Annotated in this window: 15 protein-coding genes; 6 read left to right on the forward strand and 9 right to left on the reverse strand. The window is 65.7% G+C overall.

Annotated features, from left to right (window positions below; all coding sequences use genetic code 11):
- Positions 1-41: 41 nt before the first annotated feature.
- Positions 42-527: a histidine kinase gene (locus HU772_RS16470; protein WP_186661990.1), complete on the reverse strand. Its 486-nt coding sequence runs from the start codon at positions 525-527 to the stop codon at positions 42-44.
- Between the two features lie 160 nt (positions 528-687).
- Entirely contained in the window at positions 688-1164 is a 477-nt protein-coding gene (locus HU772_RS16475; protein WP_437182404.1) for a sigma-70 family RNA polymerase sigma factor, read from the reverse strand.
- A gap of 216 nt (positions 1165-1380) precedes the next feature.
- Here HU772_RS16475 and HU772_RS16480 point away from each other — a divergent pair, with 216 nt between their 5' ends.
- The 3 genes from HU772_RS16480 to HU772_RS16490 are packed head-to-tail and all read left to right on the forward strand — an operon-like array spanning position 1381 to position 5926.
- On the forward strand, positions 1381-2559 hold the full coding sequence (locus HU772_RS16480) for an efflux RND transporter periplasmic adaptor subunit (RefSeq protein ID WP_186661989.1): 1179 nt from the start codon (positions 1381-1383) through the stop codon (positions 2557-2559).
- A gap of 1 nt (position 2560) precedes the next feature.
- Complete coding sequence (locus HU772_RS16485) at positions 2561-4525, forward strand: MacB family efflux pump subunit (protein WP_186661988.1); 1965 nt, start codon at positions 2561-2563, stop codon at positions 4523-4525.
- A gap of 3 nt (positions 4526-4528) precedes the next feature.
- Positions 4529-5926 carry an efflux transporter outer membrane subunit gene (locus tag HU772_RS16490; protein ID WP_186661987.1) on the forward strand — a complete coding sequence of 466 codons (1398 nt, stop codon included), beginning with the start codon at positions 4529-4531 and terminating at the stop codon, positions 5924-5926.
- Between the two features lie 55 nt (positions 5927-5981).
- Here the strand turns inward: HU772_RS16490 and pvdP are convergent, their stop codons facing one another.
- From pvdP to HU772_RS16510, 4 genes are all read right to left on the reverse strand, one after another.
- The gene (pvdP, locus tag HU772_RS16495; protein WP_186661986.1) at positions 5982-7604 is read right to left on the reverse strand and encodes a pyoverdine maturation tyrosinase PvdP; all 1623 of its coding nucleotides are present in this window, start codon (positions 7602-7604) and stop codon (positions 5982-5984) included.
- Positions 7605-7721: 117 nt separating this feature from the next.
- Complete coding sequence (locus HU772_RS16500; protein ID WP_186661985.1) at positions 7722-9119, reverse strand: aspartate aminotransferase family protein; 1398 nt, start codon at positions 9117-9119, stop codon at positions 7722-7724.
- Between the two features lie 166 nt (positions 9120-9285).
- A complete protein-coding gene (locus HU772_RS16505; protein WP_186661984.1) occupies positions 9286-10608 on the reverse strand; it encodes an ATP-binding protein in 1323 nt (440 codons plus the stop codon).
- The gene (locus HU772_RS16510; RefSeq protein WP_186661983.1) at positions 10605-11288 is read right to left on the reverse strand and encodes a response regulator; all 684 of its coding nucleotides are present in this window, start codon (positions 11286-11288) and stop codon (positions 10605-10607) included. Before HU772_RS16510 ends, HU772_RS16505 begins: the two co-directional genes overlap by 4 nt.
- Positions 11289-11465: 177 nt before the next feature.
- Between HU772_RS16510 and dsbD the strand changes: the two genes are divergently transcribed.
- Genes dsbD through dsbG form a run of 3 tightly spaced genes read left to right on the forward strand, consistent with a single transcriptional unit; the run spans position 11466 to position 14774 of the window.
- On the forward strand, positions 11466-13184 hold the full coding sequence (dsbD, locus tag HU772_RS16515; RefSeq protein WP_186661982.1) for a protein-disulfide reductase DsbD: 1719 nt from the start codon (positions 11466-11468) through the stop codon (positions 13182-13184).
- Positions 13184-14014, forward strand: a complete 831-nt coding sequence (locus tag HU772_RS16520) for a TlpA family protein disulfide reductase (protein WP_186661981.1) — start codon at positions 13184-13186, stop codon at positions 14012-14014. Before dsbD ends, HU772_RS16520 begins: the two co-directional genes overlap by 1 nt.
- Before the next feature lies 1 nt (position 14015).
- Positions 14016-14774: a thiol:disulfide interchange protein DsbG gene (dsbG, locus tag HU772_RS16525; protein ID WP_186661980.1), complete on the forward strand. Its 759-nt coding sequence runs from the start codon at positions 14016-14018 to the stop codon at positions 14772-14774.
- A 152-nt stretch (positions 14775-14926) separates the two neighbouring features.
- Here the strand turns inward: dsbG and HU772_RS16530 are convergent, their stop codons facing one another.
- The 3 genes from HU772_RS16530 to HU772_RS16540 form a co-directional block, all read right to left on the reverse strand.
- A complete protein-coding gene (locus HU772_RS16530) occupies positions 14927-15301 on the reverse strand; it encodes a hypothetical protein (RefSeq protein ID WP_189665100.1) in 375 nt (124 codons plus the stop codon).
- Between the two features lie 332 nt (positions 15302-15633).
- On the reverse strand, positions 15634-15930 hold the full coding sequence (locus HU772_RS16535; protein ID WP_186661978.1) for a hypothetical protein: 297 nt from the start codon (positions 15928-15930) through the stop codon (positions 15634-15636).
- A gap of 13 nt (positions 15931-15943) precedes the next feature.
- A complete protein-coding gene (locus HU772_RS16540; protein WP_186661977.1) occupies positions 15944-20581 on the reverse strand; it encodes an RHS repeat-associated core domain-containing protein in 4638 nt (1545 codons plus the stop codon).
- Between the last annotated feature and the right edge of the window lie 102 nt (positions 20582-20683).

Below are 20683 nucleotides of genomic sequence, written 5' to 3' on the forward strand. Positions count from 1 at the left end.
GGCAAAAGGCCAAGAGGATAGCAAAGCGCGCAGCCAAAGGCTCAGGAGCTGCGGCTGAACACGGTGAGGCCGAAGTTGGTGCGCCGCCGCGCGTAGCCGGCGCCACCGACCAGCCCCGCCGGCAGGGGTAACTGGGCGACCAGCACCGGCAGGTCGATGATCGCCATGAACGACTCCAGCGCCTCGCTGTCGGGCGCGCGCGGCAGGCTGATGCTGACAGCATGACGGTCGCTCGGCGGCACGCTCGGCACCTTGAGATGGGGCGATTGGTACAGCAGCGCATGCTGGATCTGCGTGCTGACCCGGCAGAACCGAGCCAGGTCGACGCCGGCATGGCTGGCCAGCTCGATGTTGCCGATCAACAGGTTGAATGGCTGCAAGGCACTGTGTACCAGGCGCTGCAGGTCGTCGAAGCTTTCGACAGGGGCGATCCGGTAGTAGCCCAGCGCGTTGAGCATGCGCTCCAGCTGCAGGCGCTGCTCGGGGTGCTCGTCGGCGATCAGAATACGCATGGCTTTGTTAGGCATGGCACGGGCCTGGGCAGTGAGGTTCGGGAACGACGCTCCATGACCGTACTGCGCCCGTGCGGGCATCGTCGGGCAAAACGCCCGAGCGGGGTCTTTCTTGATAGTTGTCGTGAAACAAGCAGAAATCAAGTCGCCCGCTCACGGAATTTTCACACCGCCTTCACGACTCCCAATGGCGCATGCGCACCCGGCAGTGCTTCATGGCATTGACGATGTGCTTTTCCACCAGGCTGCGGGAAATACCCAGGCGTTCGGCGATCTGGCCATGGGACAAGCCATCGAGCTTGCGCAACAGGAAACTCTCGCGACAAGGTGCGCTCAACTCGTCCAGGGCCAGCTGCATCAGGGCCAGGCGCTGATCCAGTTGCATGCCCTGCACAGGCGCCGGGCTGTGCCAGCGCTCATCCTGGTCGAGGACTTCCAAGGGTTCGGTCTGACGCACCAGATGACGCCGATGGCGATCGACCACCAGGTTCAGCGCCGTGCGGTAGAGGAACGCGCGGGGGTGCTCGATCTGCTCGCCGGTGGTGCGCTCCAGTACCCGCAGGTACGCGTCGTGGGCGACATCTTCCGCGGCCTGGCGGCTGCCGAGGCGGGCGCTGAGAAAGTTCACCAATTCGCGATAGTAATGTTCCACGATGGCACCTGGCGCCTCTCGGCCTGAGCATGGGCATGGATGAGAGACGGGTCTGGATGATGTCAGCGTGCGATCTTACAAATTATAATTATTCTCAGCAACACGCCGCTTACCCTCGCCTTGCGCTAAATCAATCCCTTCCGGCTTCGTTTAACGTCAGACCCCGAGCGCGCCGCCCCTGCGGCACGCGCCCACTCCCTCCGGCTGGAATCCCGCATGACACGCACATCCAAACCCCGCCGCCGGGTACTGCTCGGCTTCCTTGGCCTGCTCGCCCTCGGCAGCCTGGTGGCCTGGCAGAGCCTGCCGTTGGGCGGTACATCGGTCAGTACGGTGCCGGTGATCCGCGCCGATATCGAGAGCAGTGTCACGGCCCTCGGCACCTTGCAGCCACGCCGTTATGTCGACGTTGGCGCCCAGGCCTCGGGGCAGATCCGCAAGCTGCATGTGGAGGCCGGCGACGAGGTGCGTCAGGGCCAGCTGCTGGTCGAGATCGACCCTTCCACGCAACAGGCCAAGCTCGACGCCGGACGCTTCTCGATCGAAAACCTCAAGGCCCAGCTGGCCGAACAACGCGCCCAGTACCAACTGGCCCTGCAGCAGCATCGACGCCAACGAGACCTGGCCACGGCCGGCGCCACCCGCCAGGAAGACCTGCAAGCGGCAGAGGCCCAGCTCAAGGTGACCCAGGCACGCATCGACATGTACCAGGCACAGATCCGCCAGGCCCAGGCCAGCCTGCGCAGCGACGAGGCCGAGCTAGGTTACACGCGCATCTACGCGCCGATGAGCGGCACCGTGGTGGCAGTGGACGCGCGCGAAGGCCAGACCCTCAACGCCCAGCAGCAGACCCCCTTGATCCTGCGGATCGCCAAGCTGTCGCCAATGACCGTCTGGGCCCAGGTGTCCGAGGCTGACATCGGCAAGGTCAAGCCGGGCATGAATGCCTATTTCACCACCCTCGCTGGCGGCAAGCGCCGCTGGACCAGCACCGTGCGGCAGATCCTGCCGATCCCGCCCAAGCCCCTGGACCAGACCAGCCAGGGCAGCGGCAGCCCGGCCAGTGCCAGCACCGGCACCAGCGGTAGCAAGGTGGTGCAATACACCGTGCTACTGGATGTCGACAACCCCGACGGCGCGCTGATGGCCGAGATGACCAGCCAGGTGTTCTTCGTCGCCGGCCAGGCCAGCCAGGTACTGAGCGCGCCGTTGGCGGCGCTGGAGGATGGCCCGGGTGACGGCCTGCGCCTGGCCCAGGTACTCAACAGCCAAGGCAAGGTCGAGGCGCGCCAGGTGCGCACGGGCCTGGCCGACCGGCTGCGCGTGCAGATCCTCGACGGGCTGAACGAAGGCGAGCGCCTGGTCATTGGCGGCCCCAGCGCCAGTGGAGGTTGACATGAGCACTGCGCTGATCGAGCTGTGTGACATCCGCAAGGTCTATGGCGGCGTCGACTCGCCGCAGGTCGAGGTCTTGCGCGGCATCAGCCTGAGCATCCACCCCGGCGAATTCGTCGCCATCGTCGGTGCCTCCGGCTCGGGCAAATCGACCCTGATGAACATCCTCGGCTGCCTCGATCGCCCCAGTAGCGGCAGCTACCGCTTCGCCGGCCGCGACGTGGCCGAACTGGACAGCGACGAGCTGGCCTGGCTGCGCCGCGAAGCCTTCGGCTTCGTGTTCCAGGGCTATCACCTGATTCCTTCAGGCTCGGCCCAGGAAAACGTCGAGATGCCGGCCATCTATGCCGGCACGCCCCCTGCCGAGCGCCATGCCCGTGCCCACGCCCTGCTTGAGCGCCTGGGCCTGGCCAGCCGTACCGGCAACCGTCCGCACCAGTTGTCCGGCGGCCAGCAACAACGCGTCTCGATCGCCAGGGCCTTGATGAACGGCGGCCATATCATCCTCGCCGACGAACCCACCGGCGCGCTGGACAGCCATAGCGGCGCCGAGGTCATGGCCCTGCTCGACGAGCTGGCCAGCCAGGGCCACGTGATCATCCTCATCACCCACGACCGCGCAGTTGCCGCCCGCGCCCAACGGGTCATCGAAGTCCGCGATGGCCAGGTGGTCAGCGATTCGGCCGCCGAGCAACCGCCCGCGGTCACCCACGCGTCCTTGCAAGCCGACGACCTGCGCCAGCGCCTCGACCGCGGCGCCACCCTCAAGGGCGCCTGGAAAGGCGAGCTGCTCGAGGCCCTGCAAGCTGCCTGGCGCGTCATGTGGATCAACCGTTTTCGCACCGCCCTGACCTTGCTCGGTATCGTCATCGGCGTGGCGTCGGTGGTGGTCATGCTGGCCGTGGGTGAAGGCAGCAAGCGCCAGGTGATGGCGCAGATGGCCGCGTTCGGCTCGAATATCCTCTACCTCAACGGCAAGGAGGCCTCCGAGCGCGAGCCCGGCGGCATCGTGACCCTCGACGATGTCGACGCCATTGCCCAGCTGCCGCAGGTGCGCCATGTGATGCCGGTGATCGGCGACAAGCTGATGGTGCGTCAGGGCAACAACAGCCTGCAGGTCTATGTCGGCGGCAACAACACCTGGTTTCCCGAGGTGTTCGACTGGCCGGTGGCCGAGGGCAGCTTCTACAGCACAGCCGACGAAGCCAGCGGCGCCGCCGTGGCGGTGATCGGCTCCAAGGTGCGGGACAAGTTGTTCCCCGACGCCAGCAACCCGCTTGGCCGTTACGTACTGATCGGCAACGTGCCCTTCCAGGTGGTCGGCGTGCTGGTGGCCAAGGGTGCAAGCTCGGGCCAGCAGGACGCCGACGAACGCATCGCCGTGCCCTACTCCGCCGCGGCGATCCGCCTGTTCGGCAGTCGCGACCCCGAGTACGTGGCCATCGCCGCCCAGGACTCCAGGCACGTGAGCGAGACGGAACAGGCGATCGATCGCCTGCTGCGCCAGCGCCACCAGGGCAAGCACGACTACGAACTGACCAACTCTGCGGCGTTGATCCAGGCCGAGGCCCGCACCCAGAACAGCCTGTCGTTGATGCTCGGCGCGATCGCGGCGATTTCCCTGCTGGTCGGCGGCATCGGCGTGATGAACATCATGCTCATGACCGTGCGCGAACGCACCCGGGAGATCGGCATCCGCATGGCCACCGGCGCACGCCAGCGCGACATCCTGCGGCAGTTCCTCTCCGAGGCGGTGATGCTGTCGATGGTCGGCGGGGTCACCGGCATCGTCCTGGCCCTGGCCATCGGCGGCGGCCTGCTGCTGGCCAGCATCGCCGTGGCCTTCACCTTGCCCGCCATGCTCGGCGCCTTCGCCTGCGCCGTGATCACCGGGGTGATGTTCGGTTTCATGCCGGCCCGCAAGGCCGCCCGCCTCGACCCGGTCAAGGCCCTCACCAGCGAATAACCCATGACGATCCCAAGCCGCTTCAGCCTGTTGACCCTGAGCCTGTGCCTCGCCGCTTGTAGCACGCCACCACCGCCGGCGGCGAACATCGAACCGCCGACCACCTGGCAAGGCCCCACCCAAGTGGCGCAGCCTTTCCCCGACCAGCAGTGGTGGCGCGCCTTCGCCAGCGGCGAGCTGGACCGCCTGGTCGAACGCGCACGGCACAACAGCCATGACCTGGCCGCCGCCGCCGCCCGCGTACGTCAGGCCCAAGCCAGCGCGGTCATCGCCGGCGCGCCGTTGCTGCCCGAACTGCGCCTCGGCCTGGACGGCAGCCGCCAGCGCTTGCTGCGCGGCGATGGCAACGACCAACTCGATGCCAGCAGCAGCGAGCGCACCAGCACCTCGTTCGGCACACGCTTGAGCGCCAGCTACGAAATCGACTTCTGGGGCGGCTTGCGCGCAAGCCGCGACAGCGCCCTGCGCAGCCTGGCCGCCAGTCGCTTCGACCGCCAGACCGTGGAGCTGACCCTGACCAGCGCCGTCGCCGACAGCTACCTGCAAGGCCTGGCTCTGGAAGAACAGTTGCGCATCGCCCGCCTCAACCTCGGCAATGCCCGCGACGTGCTGGCGTTGGTCGAGGCACGCGAGCGCTCGGGCGCGGCCACGCGCCTGGAACTGGCGCAGCAACGCAGCCTGGTCGCCGCCCAGGAGCGCCAGCTACCGCTGCTGGAACAACGCCGCCAGGACAACCGCGTCACCCTGGCGACCCTGCTCGGCGATCCGGTCCAGGCCCTGCCCACCAGCCTCGACACCCTCGACGCCTTGCGCTGGCCCAGCATTGGCAGCGGCGTGCCCAGCGAACTGCTCGGGCGACGCCCGGACATTGCCGCCGCCGAGGCGCGCCTGGCCGCGGCCAATGCCGACATCCAGGTGGCCCGGGCCGCCATGCTGCCGCGCCTGGTGCTCGGCGCCGACCTGGGCAGTGGCGCGCGGACCTTCGCCAACCTGCTCGACAGCCCTTACTACACCCTCACCGCCGGGCTCACCGCGCCGATCTTCAACAATGGCCGCTTGAGCGCGGCCCGGGACCTGGCCAGCGCCAGGCAGCAAGAGCTGCTGGAAGCCTACCGCGCTAGCATCCTCGCCGGTTTCGCCGATGTCGAGAAGGCGCTCAACGCCATCAGCGGCGTCGAGCGCCAGCGCCAGTGGCAAGACCAGGAAGTCGAGCAGGCGCGCATCGCCTTCGACCTGGCCCAGCAGCGCTATGGTGCCGGCGCCGAGACCTTGCTCAGCGTACTCGAGACCCAACGCACGCTGTACCAGGCCCAGGACCAACAGGCGCAATTGCGCCTGGCACGGCTGCAGGGCAGCGTGGCGCTGTACAAGGCACTGGGTGGGGGATGGCAGGTGCAGTAGGGCTGCCTTGCCAGCGCACCTCGGCAACGTCGAGGTGCGCTGGCAAGGCTGACGCTCAGGTCACGATATTCTTCAGCGACAGGTGCCGCGCATACCAGGGCCGTTGCGGCACCTTGCGCAGGAAGGGTTCGATCTGGTCGTCCTCGCCGAAGGTGATGCGCAACGCCAGCTTCATGGTCTCGACGTCCATCTCCACCGACTTGCCCGGACGCATGCCCGGCTGCGTGCTGCAACCGTGGGTATCCGGCCCCAGCCAAGGGTCGTCGACCTCCACCCAGCGACCGGGCGCGAACCACGGCACACCATTGACCTCAAGGCGTCGAACCTGACCGGGATGGTAACGCTCATGGGCGCGGAACCAGTCGTCGATACGGTCGTCGATCCACCCGTGAAAGCCCCAGAACACAGGGTTGACATGGGATGAGAACGGATCGCCGAGAAAGTCGTTGTCACGCCCGAACCAGCGCGCGGCGAAGTCGGCCGAATCCCGTGCGAACGGCACCGGCGCGCCATTGCCAGGGTCGCGTGGCACCGAGGCCCAGCACATGTGCAACCAGTCGTGCAGATTCATCTCCAGTTCCGAGCCGAAGGCCCCGAGGGACAGCTTCGACAGGTACAACGGATCCTGGTATTGCGACTCCCAGACCTGGAAGTTGCTGCAGTAGGTTTCGCCGGCCTTGATCGCCCCGACCCACTGCCCATAGGCCTCGTCACCCGGCGCCTGCCAGCCGGGCGGTACCCGGTAGCCGTCGTGGTTGTCGTAGTAACGGGCAAACCCCGGGCGATCGAGTTCCACGCTCGGTTGTGGCAACGGGAAACGCGACCAGGAAGGCAAATCCTGCAAGGTGCGCGCATACATCAACATGTGCCGATGCATGAACAGAAAGTCGATGCCCGAACCGTTACGGTGCTTGCGTGGCCCCCGGGCATCGCGCTCGCGGTCTCGTGGCCCAGGCTGCCAGCCCAGGCCACGCAGGGCGTTCTGCTTCACTTCCGGCAATTTGTGCCATTGGTCGCGGGTGGCATGCCAAAGCTGGTGGAACAAGCGGTGCTCGGCACCGATCACCCAGTCCTGCATCTGCGGGGTATAGGGGATCCGTTCACGCGCTTCGGGGAACAGGCGCTTGACCGCGACGAAGCGGCTGTCCTGCAACGGCAGGGTCAAGGGCCGGTCCAGGCGCTGCAGGCGCCCGCTCAAGGTACCGCTGCCGGCGTTGGCGAACTCGCCCCAGACCTCATCTAGGCTGGCCACGCACTCATAGCCTGGCCCACCCTGCGTGCTCATCAGCCGCCAACGCACCGCGCCCGTGCTGGCACCCACCAGATCGCCGAGCACGCGATAGGCGGGCTCCGTCTCGCCACGCAGGCGTTCACCGGTATCGACGAAGCCGCGCAGGCCGCGCCCCTTGGTGGCGATATCGAGGAATAGCTCGACGCCCTCGCCCGGCACACCCTCAAGGCCCGCGTCAGCGCCTTCGAAACGAATGTCCCAGACACCGCGCAGCAGGTCCGCGAGCACCTGGCCGCTGTAGTCGGCCAGCTCCACGCTGGCCTCGCCCGGGGTGACGATATCGTCCTCAGGGTCATGAGTCAGTTGCTTGTGCGCGTAATAAGCCGCCGTACCCGTGGCACCCGCCACGGCCAGCCCGGCGATGAATCCTCGTCGAGAAATTGTCATTGCGCCTCAATCCGTCTCCGCGTGACGCGGCTTCTACCCAAGCTAGGACGTACCAGGCAGGGGGAAATTTACCTGCGTCCGAGCCCGGAAACACGGGGCCTGGCGGCCCCGGATCGCTCAGCCCGCCACGGCGGCGCGTACTGCCTCGGCGAAGCGCGCGGCGACTTCGTCGATCTGTTCGGCGCTGATGATCAATGGCGGCAGGAAGCGCACCACTGCGCCATGCCGACCACCCAGCTCGAGGATAAGGCCGCGACGCAGGCATTCGCGCTGCACCTTCGGCGCCAGGGTGCGGCAGGCCGGCGGATGGCCCTGGGCGTCGCGGGTGCCCGCCGGGTCCACCAGTTCGACCCCCAGCATCAGGCCACGGCCTCGAATGTCGCCCAGTTGCGGGCAGTCCTGCTGCAGCCGCAGCAGATGGCCGCGCAGCCGTTGGCCCATGGCCTCGGCGTGCTCGCACAGGCGATGCTCGACCAGGTAGCGCATCACCGCCGAACCCGTGGCCATGGCCATCTGGTTGCCGCGGAAAGTGCCGGCGTGGGCGCCTGGCGACCAGGTATCCAGCCAGTCGCGATAGACCGTGACCGCCATCGGCAGGCTGCCGCCAATGGCCTTGGACAGGGTGACCACGTCGGGCACGATGCCGGCGTGCTCGAAGGCGAACATCTTGCCAGTGCGGGCGAAGCCACTCTGGATCTCATCGACGATCAACGCTACGCCGGCCTGCTCGGTGATCCGCCGCAGACCTCGCAGCCATTCGACGTCCGCCGGGATCACCCCGCCCTCGCCCTGCACCACCTCGACGATCACCGCGGCAGGCAGGGCCACGCCCGCCTCCGGATCGTTCAACAGGTTCTCCAGGTAATGCAGGTTGGCACGCACGCCCGCCTCACCGCCCAGGCCGAACGGGCAACGGTAGTCGTAGGGGTAAGGCAGGAACTGTACCCCGCTGGCGAGCAGCGCGCCCAACGGCTTTTTCGGCCCCAGGCTGCCCATCAGGCTCAGCGCCCCCTGGGTCATGCCGTGGTAGCCGCCCTGGAACGCCAGCACCGTGCTCCGCCCGGTGGCGGTGCGCACCAGTTTGAGCGCCGCTTCCACCGCATCGGTGCCGGTGGGGCCGCAGAACTGGATCTTCGCCTCACGGCGCAATGCCTCGGGCAGCAGGCCGAACAGGTCCTGGACGAACTGATCCTTGACCGGCGTGGTCAGGTCCAGGGTATGCAGCGGCAGTTCGTCGGCGATCACCTGCTGGATCGCATCGATCACCACCGGGTGGTTATGCCCCAGGGCCAAGGTACCGGCGCCGGCCAGGCAATCGATGAACTGGCGGCCTTCGACATCCTCGACATAAATGCCCCGGGCACGCTTGAGTGCCAGCGGGATACGCCGCGGATAGCTGCGGGCATTGGACTCCTGCTGTTGCTGGCGCAGCAGCAGTGGTGATTGCTCGAACTCATACAGCGCGCGCGGCGTGGTGGCCGGCAGCGCCTGGGCCAGGCTGGAAGCGGTCGACATCGGGAAAACCCTCGCAAGCAAGCGAATGTGCCCGCCACGCTTCCTGTCAGCGGAGGTGTGTCGGGGCGTTATCGCTTGGAAAACGCTTTGGCGAGGGATGGATTTAGCGCTTGGCGCTGTATTTGTTGTGGCGCTGACAAGCGTGCCCGATCACCGGACCTGCCATTCACGCAGCCGGGCGTGCTGGCACCTGCAACCACACCCGCAAGCCATCGGCCTGGCTGTCGAAGCGCAAGGTGCCGGCACAACGCTGGACGATAGCCTGGACAATCGCCAGCCCCAGGCCGCAGCCGCCGCTGTGGCCATGGCGCCAGAAGCGCTCGGTCAGGTGGGCCAGGTCTTGCTCGGCGATGCCAGGGCCATGGTCGCGCACCATGAAGCCAACCTGGCCGTCGCGCGCCTGCACCGCCAGTTCCACCTCGGCATCGCCGCCATGGCGCAAGGCGTTGTCCAGCAGGTTGCGCAGGGCCGCCACCGCCAGCGGCGCCGGCATGCCCAGGTAGAGCTGGGCAGCCTCCTCGGACAGCTGCAGGCGGATGCGTCGATTGTCGCCGCCACCGGCATCCTGCATGGCTTGCAAGGCCACTTGCTCGGCGCTGCATTGCACACCGTCGTCGAACGACAGGCTGCCCTCGACACGCGCCAGCATCAGCAATTGCTCGAGGGTGCGGTGCATGCGGTCGGTGCCCTGCTCGGCATGCGCCAACGCCTGCTCGCGCACGGCGCCGTCGGTCATGCGCGCCACCTGCAGGTGGGTCTTGATCGCGGTCAGCGGGCTGCGCAGTTCGTGAGCCGCGTCGTCGGTCAGGCGCCGCTCGCGCTCGATGGTCTGGGCGATGCGCAGGAACAGCTGGTTCTGTGTGGCGAGCAGCGGTTGCAGCTCGCTGGGCAGGCCCGCCACCTCCAAGGGCTCGACGCTGTCGGCGCGGCGACGGCGCAAGGCATCGCGCATGCGATTGAGCGGTTCCAGGCCCTTGCCCAGGCCGATCCACAGCAGCCCCAGGCTGCCCAGCAAAGCCATCAGCACCGGCGCCGAGGCGGCCAGCAGGATCGACTGGTTGAGCGCCTCGCGCTCCTGGTGACGGTCGGCGGTGGTGATGCGCACATCGCCGTGGTTGTAGGTGAAGGTGCGCCAAGACGCGCCGTCGATGGTCTGGTCGCGAAAGCCACTGCGCCCGTCATCGATGCTGCCGTCATGCTTGTGATTGCTGGCGAGGATTTCCCCGCGCAGGGAACTGACCTGGCACGCCATGCCATCTGGCACGCTGAACTGGTCGGCGGAAAAATGCGCGTCCTGGCCCTTGGCGGCCAAGGGCTGCGGCAACTGGTCGATCAGGCCGGCGACCATGCGCGCCGAGGCGACCAGGCGCTGGTCGAGGGAGAACATCATCTGCTGGCGCAGGTCGCGCAGCATCCACGCGGCAGCCAGCGCCCAGATGACGATGAAAACGCTGCCGAGGATCAGCGACAGGCGCACCCGCAGGCTCATGGTGCCTCCTCTCCCGGCGCCTGGGCCGGGCCCAGCCGGTAGCCAAGGCCGCGCACGGTCTCGACGATGCCGCCGCCGAGCTTGCGCCGCAGGTGATGGATATGCACGTTCAACGCGTTGCTCTCGACCTCGTCGCTGAAGCCGTAGACGCAATCCTTGAGCTGTTCGCTGGAGAGCACCCGCCCACGGTTCTGCAACAGCGCCTGCAACAGCGCCTGCTCGCGGCGCGACAGATCGACTGGCTGACCGGCCAGGGTGGCCAGGCAGCTGCTCGGGTCGTAGCTCAGCGGGCCGTGCTCGATGATATTCACCGCCCGCCCGGCAGCCCGGCGCAACAGGGTATGCAAGCGCGCGGCCAGCTCGCGCAAGTCGAAAGGCTTGAGCAGGTAGTCGTCGGCGCCGGCCTGCAGGCCATCGACGCGATCGGTGACCGCATCGCGGGCGGTGAGCACCAGCACCGGCAGCGTTTCGCCCTGCTGGCGCAGGCGGCGCAGCAGCTTCAGGCCATCTTCGTCGGGCAGGCCGAGGTCGAGGATCATCACATCGAACTGCGCGGTCTGCAGCAGTTGCCGGGCCTGCGAGGCGCTGGCCACCCGGTCCACGGTCAGGCCCTGGGCCGAAAGACCGGCGCAGATACCGCTGGCGATCAGGTCGTCGTCCTCGCAGAGCAGAACGTGCATGGGGGCTCTCCTGGGTGGGGTGACGGGCATTGCATAGCATGCTGATTAAGGGGGGATTATGAACCGTCTTGGCGTTGCCGGTGAGGTTCCGCTAACAACCGTTCCCATCCGGTTTAACCTTCAGTTAATAAGCCATGCCCAGCATGGCCTCAACTCAAGTTCCAGCAAGGCGTCGACATGCGTGTTCTCCTGCTTTTCCTGACATTCCTGCTCGCCGGCCCGCTACAGGCCAACCCTTTTGCCGTCAAGCCGGACTTCCTGCCGGTCAACGACGCCTTCGTCCTGACCCACGAACGCCTGGAAAACGGCCAGACTCGCCTGTACTTCCAGATCAAGGACGGCTACTACCTCTACCAGAAACGCCTGAAATTCGACGGCCTGCTCCCCACGCAGCACCCCGCCCTGCCCGAGGCCGAAAACCACCACGACGAGTTCTTCGGCGACAGCCCGGTCTATCGCCAACAGCTGGAGCTGCTGATACCAGCCGACGCCAGCGGTGAGCTGCGCCTGGGTTGGCAGGGCTGCGCCGATGCCGGCCTGTGCTACCCGCCACAAACCACGGCCATTGCCCTCGGCGGCACCGCGCCTGCCATGCCAGCAAGCGACCAGGCCAGCGACCAGGCCCTGGCCAGCAACCTGCAACAGGGCAGCCTGGCCTGGAGCCTGCTGGCCTTCTTCGGCCTGGGCCTGCTGTTGGCGTTCACCCCCTGCTCGCTGCCGATGCTGCCCATCCTCGCTGGACTGGTCCTGGGTAATGGCGCCAGCGCCCGCCGCGGCTGGCTACTGGCCGGTGTCTACGTGCTGAGCATGGCGCTGGTCTATGCCGGGCTGGGCGTGATCGCCGCGCTGCTCGGCGCCAGCCTGCAGGCCTGGCTGCAACAGCCCTGGTTGCTGGGCAGCCTGGCCGGTCTGTTCGTACTCCTCGCCCTGCCGATGTTCGGCGCCTTCGAACTGCAACTGCCCAGCGCCCTGCGCGACCGCCTCGACCGCGCCGGCCAGGGCACTCGCGGTGGCAACCTGTATGGCGCGGCGCTGCTCGGCGCCTTGTCAGGCCTGCTGCTCGGCCCGTGCATGACCGCCCCCCTGGCTGGCGCCCTGTTGTACATCGCCCAGAGCGGCGACGTGCTGCAAGGCGCGCTGGTGCTGTTCACCCTGGGCCTGGGCATGGGCGTGCCACTGCTGTTGCTGGTCACCCTGGGCAACCGCTACCTGCCGCGCCCAGGTGCCTGGATGAACCTGGTGAAAGGCCTGTTCGGCTTCGTGTTCCTGGCCATGGCCCTGTACACCGTGCGCGCCATGCTGCCAGACGCCCTGGTACTGGCGCTGGCCGGTGGCTGGCTGATCGCCCTGGGTTGGGCCGCCTGGCCAGCGCTGCGGCGCCTGCCTGCCTTGCGGGCGATACCGCTGCTCGGCGCGCTGTGGGGCGGCTTGCTGCTGGTAGGTGCCGCGGCCGGTGGCAACGACCTGTGGCAGCCGCTGCAACCCTTCGCCGGCCAGCGCGGCGGCAACACCCAGGCCAGCGCCCACGATGCCTTCGTCACCGTCAACAACCCGAGCGACCTGCAGCGCGAACTCGATAGCGCCAAGGCCAATGGCCAGTGGGTGCTGGTGGACTATTACGCCGACTGGTGCGTGTCCTGCAAGGTCATGGAAAAACAGGTGTTCGCCCGCGCCGATGTGCAGGCGAGCCTGGCCGGCGTGCACCTGTTGCGGCTGGACGTCACCGCCGACTCGCCGGCCAGCCGCGAATTGCTCCAGCGCTACCAGGTGCCCGGCCCGCCCAGCCTGATCTGGATCGGCCCGGAAGGCGATGAACGCCGCGCTCGGCGTATCACCGGCGAGGTCGATGCCGGCGGCTTCCTGCAACACTGGGCACAGACCAGGAGCCAAGGCTGATGCTGACCGTCACCCTCGGGCCGCTGACCATGGCCCTGAACCACTTGCTGCTGCTCGCGGCCCTGGGCATCGCCAGCCTGGTCGGCTGGCGCGTGGCCCGGCGTGGTGGCGAAAACCCCGAGTCGGCGCTGTTCAACCTGTTCCTGCTGGGGCTGCTGTGCGCCCGCCTGGGCTTCGTGCTGGCCTACTGGCCGATGTACCGTGACGACCCGCTGCAGATCATTGACATTCGCGATGGCGGCTTCCTGCTCTGGGGCGGGCTGCTGGGCGTGGTCCTCGGCACGCTCTGGCAAGGCTGGCGTCGTCCCGGCCTGCGTCGGCCATTGGGCTGGGCACTGTTCAGCGGCGCGTTGTTCTGGATCCTCGCCAGCCTGGGCAGCCACCTCTACAGCAAAGGCACCGAACTGCCGCAGATGAGCCTGCGCGACAGCCGAGGCCAGGCCGTGGCCCTGCACGACTACCGGGGCAAGCCGCTGGTGATCAATATCTGGGCCACCTGGTGCCCGCCGTGCCGTCGGGAAATGCCCGTGCTGCAACAGGCCGAGGACGACTATCCCCACGTGACCTTCCTGTTCGTCAACCAGGGCGAAACCCCGGAAAACGTCAGCACGTTCATGGCCACCACCGGCCTGAGCCTGTCCCACGTCCTGTTCGACGGCACTGGCGAGCTGGCCCGCAAGGTCGGCTCCATGGCCCTGCCCACCACCCTGTTCTACAACGCCGATGGGCGGCTGGTCGGCAGCCACCTGGGCGAGCTGTCGCGGGCCAGCCTGCGCCATGCCCTCGAACCCTTCGAACGCGCCGACGCGCCCGCCCCACAAGGAAACTGACATGCGATTGAATGCACTGCTGCCCCTGACCCTCGCCCTCCTCGCCAGCCCGGCCCTCCAGGCCGAGCAACTACCCAAGGCGATCCAGCAACTGCAGGCCAAGGGCGCCGTGATCAAAGGCAGCTTCGATGCCCCCGATGGCCTGCGCGGCTATGCCGCCGAGTACCACAACAACGGCATCGCCCTGTACCTCACGCCCGACGGCAAGCACGTGCTGGTGGGCAGCCTGTTCGACGAGCAAGGCAAGGACCTGAGCGCCGCGCCCCTGGAAAAACTGGTGTACGCACCAATGAGCAAGGCCGTGTGGGCGAAGATGGAAAACACTGCCTGGATCGCCGACGGCAAAGCCGACGCGCCGCGCGTCGTCTACCTGTTCAGCGACCCCAACTGCCCCTACTGCAACATGTTCTGGCAGCAGGCACGGCCCTGGGTCGAGTCGGGCAAGGTGCAACTGCGCCATATCATGGTGGGTATCATCCGCGAGGACAGCCCGGGCAAGTCCGCCGCGCTGCTCGCCGCCAAGGACCCGGCCCAGGCGCTGCAAGCGCATGAGAAAGCCGGCAAGGCCAGCACCCTCAAGGCGCTGGACAAGGTGCCTGACGCGGTGCAGAAGAAACTCGAGGCGAACATGGCGCTGATGGAAGAACTGGGGTTGGCGGCGACACCGGCGATCTTCTACCTGGATGAACAAGGGCAGTTGCAGAGCCAGCAAGGGGCGCCGCGACCGGAGATGCTGGGCAAGATACTCGGCAAGCGTTGAGGTCAAAACGCTGAGGGATGTCCAATCAGCAAAGCCCTTGAAGCTGGAAGGAGCGCCATGAACCCTTCCAGCCCTTCAGACCCATCACACCGACCTGCATTTTTGCCCTGCCCGCCCCCGAGGACACTAGCAAGGCACACCTGCAAGACCGGTCATTCGACAAACTCAAAGCTTTCCTCTGCCAGGCCGTGATCCTTCCTGTACTGTTCATCCCAGTCAAAGTAGCCGTCCGGTTCTTCAGCGCTGACGCCTCTCTGCCAGTATTGCTCTCCATGCGCCAACTCCATGGCCCAGTGATATTCCAACTCATGGGCACGTACAACCGCGGCCATATAGCCACCCAGCGCATTGTTCACCAACGCCGAAGAGAACAGCAGCGACTCCGCTTCCGACTCTGACTTTCCGGCATAGTGGACCAAAATAGCTTTTATAACTTCCAGCCAAGTATGGAAGTTGAAGACCAGGCGCTCACCCGGCTGTTCTTCATTGATCAATACAATATGATCAGCCACATTGCTCTTATTCATCACAAGTGCCAACCCTTCTCACTCACACACGCTAAATAGATATCAACCATCCCTACAGCGTTAGAGATCGCAGCCTGCCATCGTCTATACATCGGTGTTGATGACAGCGTCTGCGGTCTCGTCGTAAGCAGCCCGCAGATGCGTGGTGCTGATGACAAAATCCAGATTTCCGGGGCAAGCCTGATCATGGAAGAGCCTCTAGAGATCATGGACAAGGAGATACGGTCGCCACCAGGCTAGAGCAGTCCTTGTCGCTTCAAATCGTGCCGCGCGGCAAGCCACATCCTCGTTTACCGCCCCGGCCTGGTCGGCTATTTAACCGAACCTTGAAATCATCGATCACCGTACACGCGAATGACCTGCCGGGTTGCTACATCCAGTTCCACATGCAGCCCTCCCACCTCGGCAGCTGTCGCCGTCATCCAGTTCTGTGCCGTGACCTCTTCGGCAAAAAAGCTGATGGTGTAGTAGCGCACCCCATCGCGCTCATGCACGACATCCTCGAAGCTGAGGTTGAAGTTCTCCATGTCATATTGGCCCGAGGTGACGAAATCGCTACTGCCAACCGCCTCGATCGCCTTGCACAGGAACGGGGTATATTTTTTGTCGAGTCTGACCAGGCTTGCCATTGCATTCTCCGCCTCAGAGAGGCACCGCATCGCCAGGTCCACTGACCTGGCCAAAGATCTTCAGGAAGCTGCCACTGGGCGTGCCCAGGTAGTTGGTAAACCCAGGGATGTTCTGACTGGCCGCATTATGAATCCTGATATCAGCCGGCGAGAACGCATCACTGTCCCAGGCATCCCCAGCCTTGTTGGTGCGATTGAAACCGCTGTCGGCATAAGCCCCATGGGTATGATACTGCCCCACTGGGGTGGCCCCTTTGGGCATCCCGCGCGCGGAGGTTTTGTATGAAGGCGCCGTCCTGCCGCTGCCCAGACGGCCCCGGGTGAAGCCATAGCTGCCGTCTCGGCCCTTGAAGATGATCCCGCCATACTCCCGATTCTTGAAAATGGACATCGGGTTGTACTTTTTGAGTGCCGCCCGGGCCGCGTCATCGGCCGTTCTGAAGTTGCCGCCGCACTTCCTCAGTCCCAGTGGGTCGACCCACATCAACGGATTGGGTGCATAGGCATAAAGATTCAACCCGCCCTGCAACCCGATCGGGTCCTGCTGGGTGAATCGGCCTATATCAGGGTCGTAGAACCTGAATGTGTTGTAGTGCAGGCCTGTCTCCCGATCCAGATATTGCCCCTGCAAGCGCAGGTTCTGCTGGCTGGCCTGCCCCGGCGCATGCCATTCCTCACTGCTGCGGCCCCATGCCTGGAAAACACCTTGCCAAACGCTCGCGCCGTGCTCGTCCGTAAGCTGCTCCGCCAGCCCGGCCACATTGACGTGGAAATGGAAAACCTGCTCATGGCCAGGCGGGCCGTCCACTCTGGCCAGCGGTTCATAGCCGACGGCATCGGCATACAGATAGAGGCTCGGTTTGCCGTCCTGCACTTCCTGCAATAGGCGCAGGCCGTGCCAGCAGAACTGGGTGACGCTGACTGGAGTTTCGAGCCCATCGCGGTACACACGTTTTTCGACTCGCCTGCCCAATGGGTCGTAGGCGAACTCGATCCGCTCGCACAGCGGCCCACGTTGCTGCCTGACGCACACCAGCCGATGCTCGGCATCGTACTCGAAGTGCTGGTTCAGACGGTGGCCACTGCGTTTGTGCGCAAGTCGGCCGAAGCGATCGTAACGGTAGCGCCGGTCCTCAAAGAGCTTGACCCGATCATGGCGTACCCGCTCATTGACCTGATACCCCTCCAGCAGATTGCCGGCCGGGTCGTAACTGAAGTTCTCGACCACCGGTAACTGTTCAGGCAACTGGCGTGACACACCATGCAGGCGTGCGGTGGGCCCGTGGTCATAGCCGACACGTCCCTGGTAGCTACCGCGCCCACCTGCACCACCCTGGAAGCGCCCGATCAAGTGTTCCAGCTCGGCGCCCGTGCCACTGCCGGGGCGCTGGGTCTGGGTCAGGACTTCGCCGACAAGGTTGCTGGCGTCATCGTACTGATAGTCCTTTTGCAACAGCGGCAGGTTCGTCAAACCGCTCCCCTGGTATTCCACGGCCTTGCGCACCAAGCGCCGAGTGCTGTCGTACTGGGTTCGGGTCAACAGGGCGCCTTGGCTGCGTACGACCTCGTCATGTAACGCATCGCGCTCGAAATCGCTGATCACCCGCCCGTCGAGATTGATCTGGTGCAGATGCCCGCTGCCATAACGCAGGTAATTGATCCGGCGCGAGTCAGGCAGCGTCAAGGTCTGCAGGTTACCGATGGGATCATAGGTGTAACCGAGCTGCCCCAGCCCCTGGCTTTCGCTCAACAACCGCCCCATGGCGTCGTAGGTGAAGTCCAACTGCTGGACCTGCCCATTGCGGTGCGTGAAAAGGATCGCCAGCAGATTGTCAGCAGCATCGTAGCGGTAGGTCGTCTCGCCATCGTCGGTCTGCTTGCACAGCAGACGACCGACCGCATCGTGCTCATAGTGGTGAACCTGTGCAGACACTTCAGGCGCATCCGGGCTGCCCGGCAACACGGGCTCCGCTTCACGGCATGGATGCACGGTGCGTTGGGTGATCGCATCCAGGGCATCATAAAGCTGACTGAAACCGCCACCATCGAGGTTACGCTGACCGACCAGCCGGTCTAGCGCATCCCACTGGAAGCGATAGTGCTCGCTGTTCTCGTTTTCCAACTGCTGCAAGCGGCCATAAGCATCCCACTGCAACCGCACAGTGTGCCCCAGCGCATCGGTACGCTGCTTCAGTCGACCGCTGCCGTCGTATTGCCATTGGGTCACGCGCTGGGCTGGGTCGACATGGTGGACCAACTGACCGGCCGCATCGACCTGATAGTGCTCGACCCGGCCATCGGCCAATTCGCGCTGCTGCAGATGGCCACGCGCATTGAAACGATAACGCGTGGTGCCACCCTCGGCATTGCGCACCTCGTTCAGGTGCCCACGCAGGTCGTAACGATAATGAGTCAGTTGGCCTGAGCAATCGCGCGAGGCCGTCAGCTGGCCGCGCTCGTTCCAATTGAACGAGCGCTGCTTGTCCAGGGCGTCGACGCTGTGCGTAAGCCGCCCTCGATCATCGTAGGCGTAGCGGGTCGGCTGCCCGAGCGGATCGACTTCGCCAATCAGGTTGCCCCGTTGATCGTAGCGGTAGCGCCGCTCCCGCCCGGCGCCGTCCGTGATGCGCGTGGGCAAGGCCCAATGCTCGGTATAGACCACGCTTTCACAACGCCCCAACGGGTCGGTAGTGGCAGCCACGCGCCCGAGCGCATCGTAGCCATAGGACCACTCGCCACCTTGTGGATCGAGGGTGCGCCGCAACAGGCCATCGACGTAGTCGTGCCGCCAGCGATATCCCAGCGCATCGATGTAGGTGTGGACCTCGTTCAGCGCGCCCCAGTGATAGTGTTCCTCACGCCCCAGGCCATCGATGACCTGGGTATGGCCCTGCTCCAGGTCATAGATGAAGCGATAATCCTCGCCGTCGCTGCCCCAGTGCCGCACCACGCGCCACTCGTGGTCTGGCTGCAGCTCCAGCAGCGGCGGCATGGCGTAAGGCGTGCCATCCAGGCTGCACGGCTGGCGCGCCGGCGCTGGCGCGAAGCGGGCCCACTCGTAGTACCGCGTAGCCCCCATGGGCAGCGTATGGCTGGCCAGCAACCCTTGGTCGGTATAGGTAAAGCGCCGCAACAATTGCCCTTCACCATCGGCGACGCTCTCCAGTTGCCCCGCCGCGGTGTAGCGATACTGCACCAGGCACTCGCGCTGCTCGACGGCAAAAGCCTGACCGGCCTGCAAGTACAGTCTGTGGATCTCGGCTACCCGACGCGTTTGCCCGTCGGCAAAGCGCAGTTCGATGAAAGTCCGGGACGAACTGTCGCCAAGAAACTGCAATCGGCCTTGTTCGTCGTAGAACAGCTCCAGGCAATTGAGGTTGCGATCACCGACCTTGACCAGGCGCGAGCGCCGGCTGTCCAACGGATCGGTGTGGAACACCTGGTACAACCCGCTGTTGATGTCCTCGACGATGGTGAAACCGTTGTCCTGATGAAAAAACGCCAGGCCGTCGAGAATGCTGACGAAGGCACTGCCGACCTGCAAGCGGCCCAGCTCCAGCCTGGATCCCTCATCATCGACGTAGATCCACAACTCGCCCCCCTCGGGGTGCGCGACACGCTCCAGGCGCACCTCGAAGGGCACGCTCCAACCCATGCCAAACAGGCCATCGCTACGCCGGTCATTGCTGTCATAACGCCGCGCCCAAGTGATAGGTACCAGCGCCGCGAGTTTGAAATCCACATCTTCGGGGCCGTCCTGGAATTTGCTGCCCATGGCTGGGGCCACCGGGTTGCCCACCCCGCAGCGACGTCCCTTGAGCATGCCCCGGCGACTGATGAGCATCCCGGCAATCAGGCCGATGATCTTCGCCGCCGCGCTCTTGCCGTCGTGGATGTCACGCACGGTGGTGGTACCACCACCAATGCGCACATTGGGCGAATAGGTCATGCCGATCGGCCCGTCGCAGGTGGTCTTGTCGCCGACCCGCGCCGCTGGCTGACCATTGATGAACACCTTGTCCGAACCCTGGGCGACGAACTGTTCGGGCATCGGTGGGTGCTTGCTGCACACCGCCTTGTCCTCGGGCTTGGGAATCGACCCGGGCGCGGCCGGCGTGGTCACCGGCGGGTTGAAGATGCTGTTGATCTCCTGCGCCAGGCCGATCACCGGCAACACCATCGAGGCGCCGACCATGGCGTAGGCCCCGATGTTTTCTAGGATCGACGGCTCCTCGGCTGGGCCCAGCGCCTCGACCGGGCCACCACTCACCCCGGCGGCGCGCGCCGCGAGGATGCCATTGATGCGGGTGTTGTGCGAGCCACTGCTGATCGAGCCGTACGGCTCGGGCGGAAACAGCGAATTGCCGACCCAGTTGCTGAAGTCGCTGATGTGGTCGCCGATGCTCTTGTCTTCACCAGCCGGCAGCATCGCGGCCGCACTGACCATGGCCCCGGCGATCAGCGGCGTGAGCGCGGCGGCGGCGCCCCCGGTACCGACCACCGCCACCACCGCGCCGCCGATGGCGGCCCCGACCGCCGCGACAGCCGCCGCATAGACGGCGGCCTCGACCAGGCCGCTGACCAGCTCGGCCATCAAGGGTGGATGGAGAATCAGGTCGCCCATGCGGGCGGCGTGCAGGCTGTCGTCCATGAAACCTGGGAAATCCTTGCGTGGAAGCTGCGCAGGGTAGCACTGGCAAGGGGGCGCCTTACATGCTGGCCAGGCGCCACGACGGAAGACGGCGCGAAGCAA

The organism is Pseudomonas xantholysinigenes (assembly GCF_014268885.2).
GTDB classification, from domain to species: Bacteria; Pseudomonadota; Gammaproteobacteria; order Pseudomonadales; family Pseudomonadaceae; genus Aquipseudomonas; species Aquipseudomonas xantholysinigenes.

Excerpts from the sequence above, each read along its gene's own strand:
- HU772_RS16500 (WP_186661985.1), bottom strand. The coding sequence starts at position 9,119 with ATGTCGACCGCTTCCAGCCTGGCCCAGGCGCTGCCGGCCACCACGCCG.
- pvdP (WP_186661986.1), bottom strand. The coding sequence starts at position 7,604 with ATGACAATTTCTCGACGAGGATTCATCGCCGGGCTGGCCGTGGCGGGT.
- HU772_RS16480 (WP_186661989.1), top strand. The coding sequence starts at position 1,381 with ATGACACGCACATCCAAACCCCGCCGCCGGGTACTGCTCGGCTTCCTT.
- HU772_RS16485 (WP_186661988.1), top strand. The coding sequence starts at position 2,561 with ATGAGCACTGCGCTGATCGAGCTGTGTGACATCCGCAAGGTCTATGGC.
- HU772_RS16470 (WP_186661990.1), bottom strand. The coding sequence starts at position 527 with ATGCCTAACAAAGCCATGCGTATTCTGATCGCCGACGAGCACCCCGAG.
- HU772_RS16535 (WP_186661978.1), bottom strand. The coding sequence starts at position 15,930 with ATGGCAAGCCTGGTCAGACTCGACAAAAAATATACCCCGTTCCTGTGC.
- HU772_RS16505 (WP_186661984.1), bottom strand. The coding sequence starts at position 10,608 with ATGAGCCTGCGGGTGCGCCTGTCGCTGATCCTCGGCAGCGTTTTCATC.
- HU772_RS16540 (WP_186661977.1), bottom strand. The coding sequence starts at position 20,581 with ATGGACGACAGCCTGCACGCCGCCCGCATGGGCGACCTGATTCTCCAT.
- HU772_RS16530 (WP_189665100.1), bottom strand. The coding sequence starts at position 15,301 with ATGAATAAGAGCAATGTGGCTGATCATATTGTATTGATCAATGAAGAA.
- dsbG (WP_186661980.1), top strand. The coding sequence starts at position 14,016 with ATGCGATTGAATGCACTGCTGCCCCTGACCCTCGCCCTCCTCGCCAGC.
- dsbD (WP_186661982.1), top strand. The coding sequence starts at position 11,466 with ATGCGTGTTCTCCTGCTTTTCCTGACATTCCTGCTCGCCGGCCCGCTA.
- HU772_RS16510 (WP_186661983.1), bottom strand. The coding sequence starts at position 11,288 with ATGCACGTTCTGCTCTGCGAGGACGACGACCTGATCGCCAGCGGTATC.
- HU772_RS16520 (WP_186661981.1), top strand. The coding sequence starts at position 13,184 with ATGCTGACCGTCACCCTCGGGCCGCTGACCATGGCCCTGAACCACTTG.
- HU772_RS16490 (WP_186661987.1), top strand. The coding sequence starts at position 4,529 with ATGACGATCCCAAGCCGCTTCAGCCTGTTGACCCTGAGCCTGTGCCTC.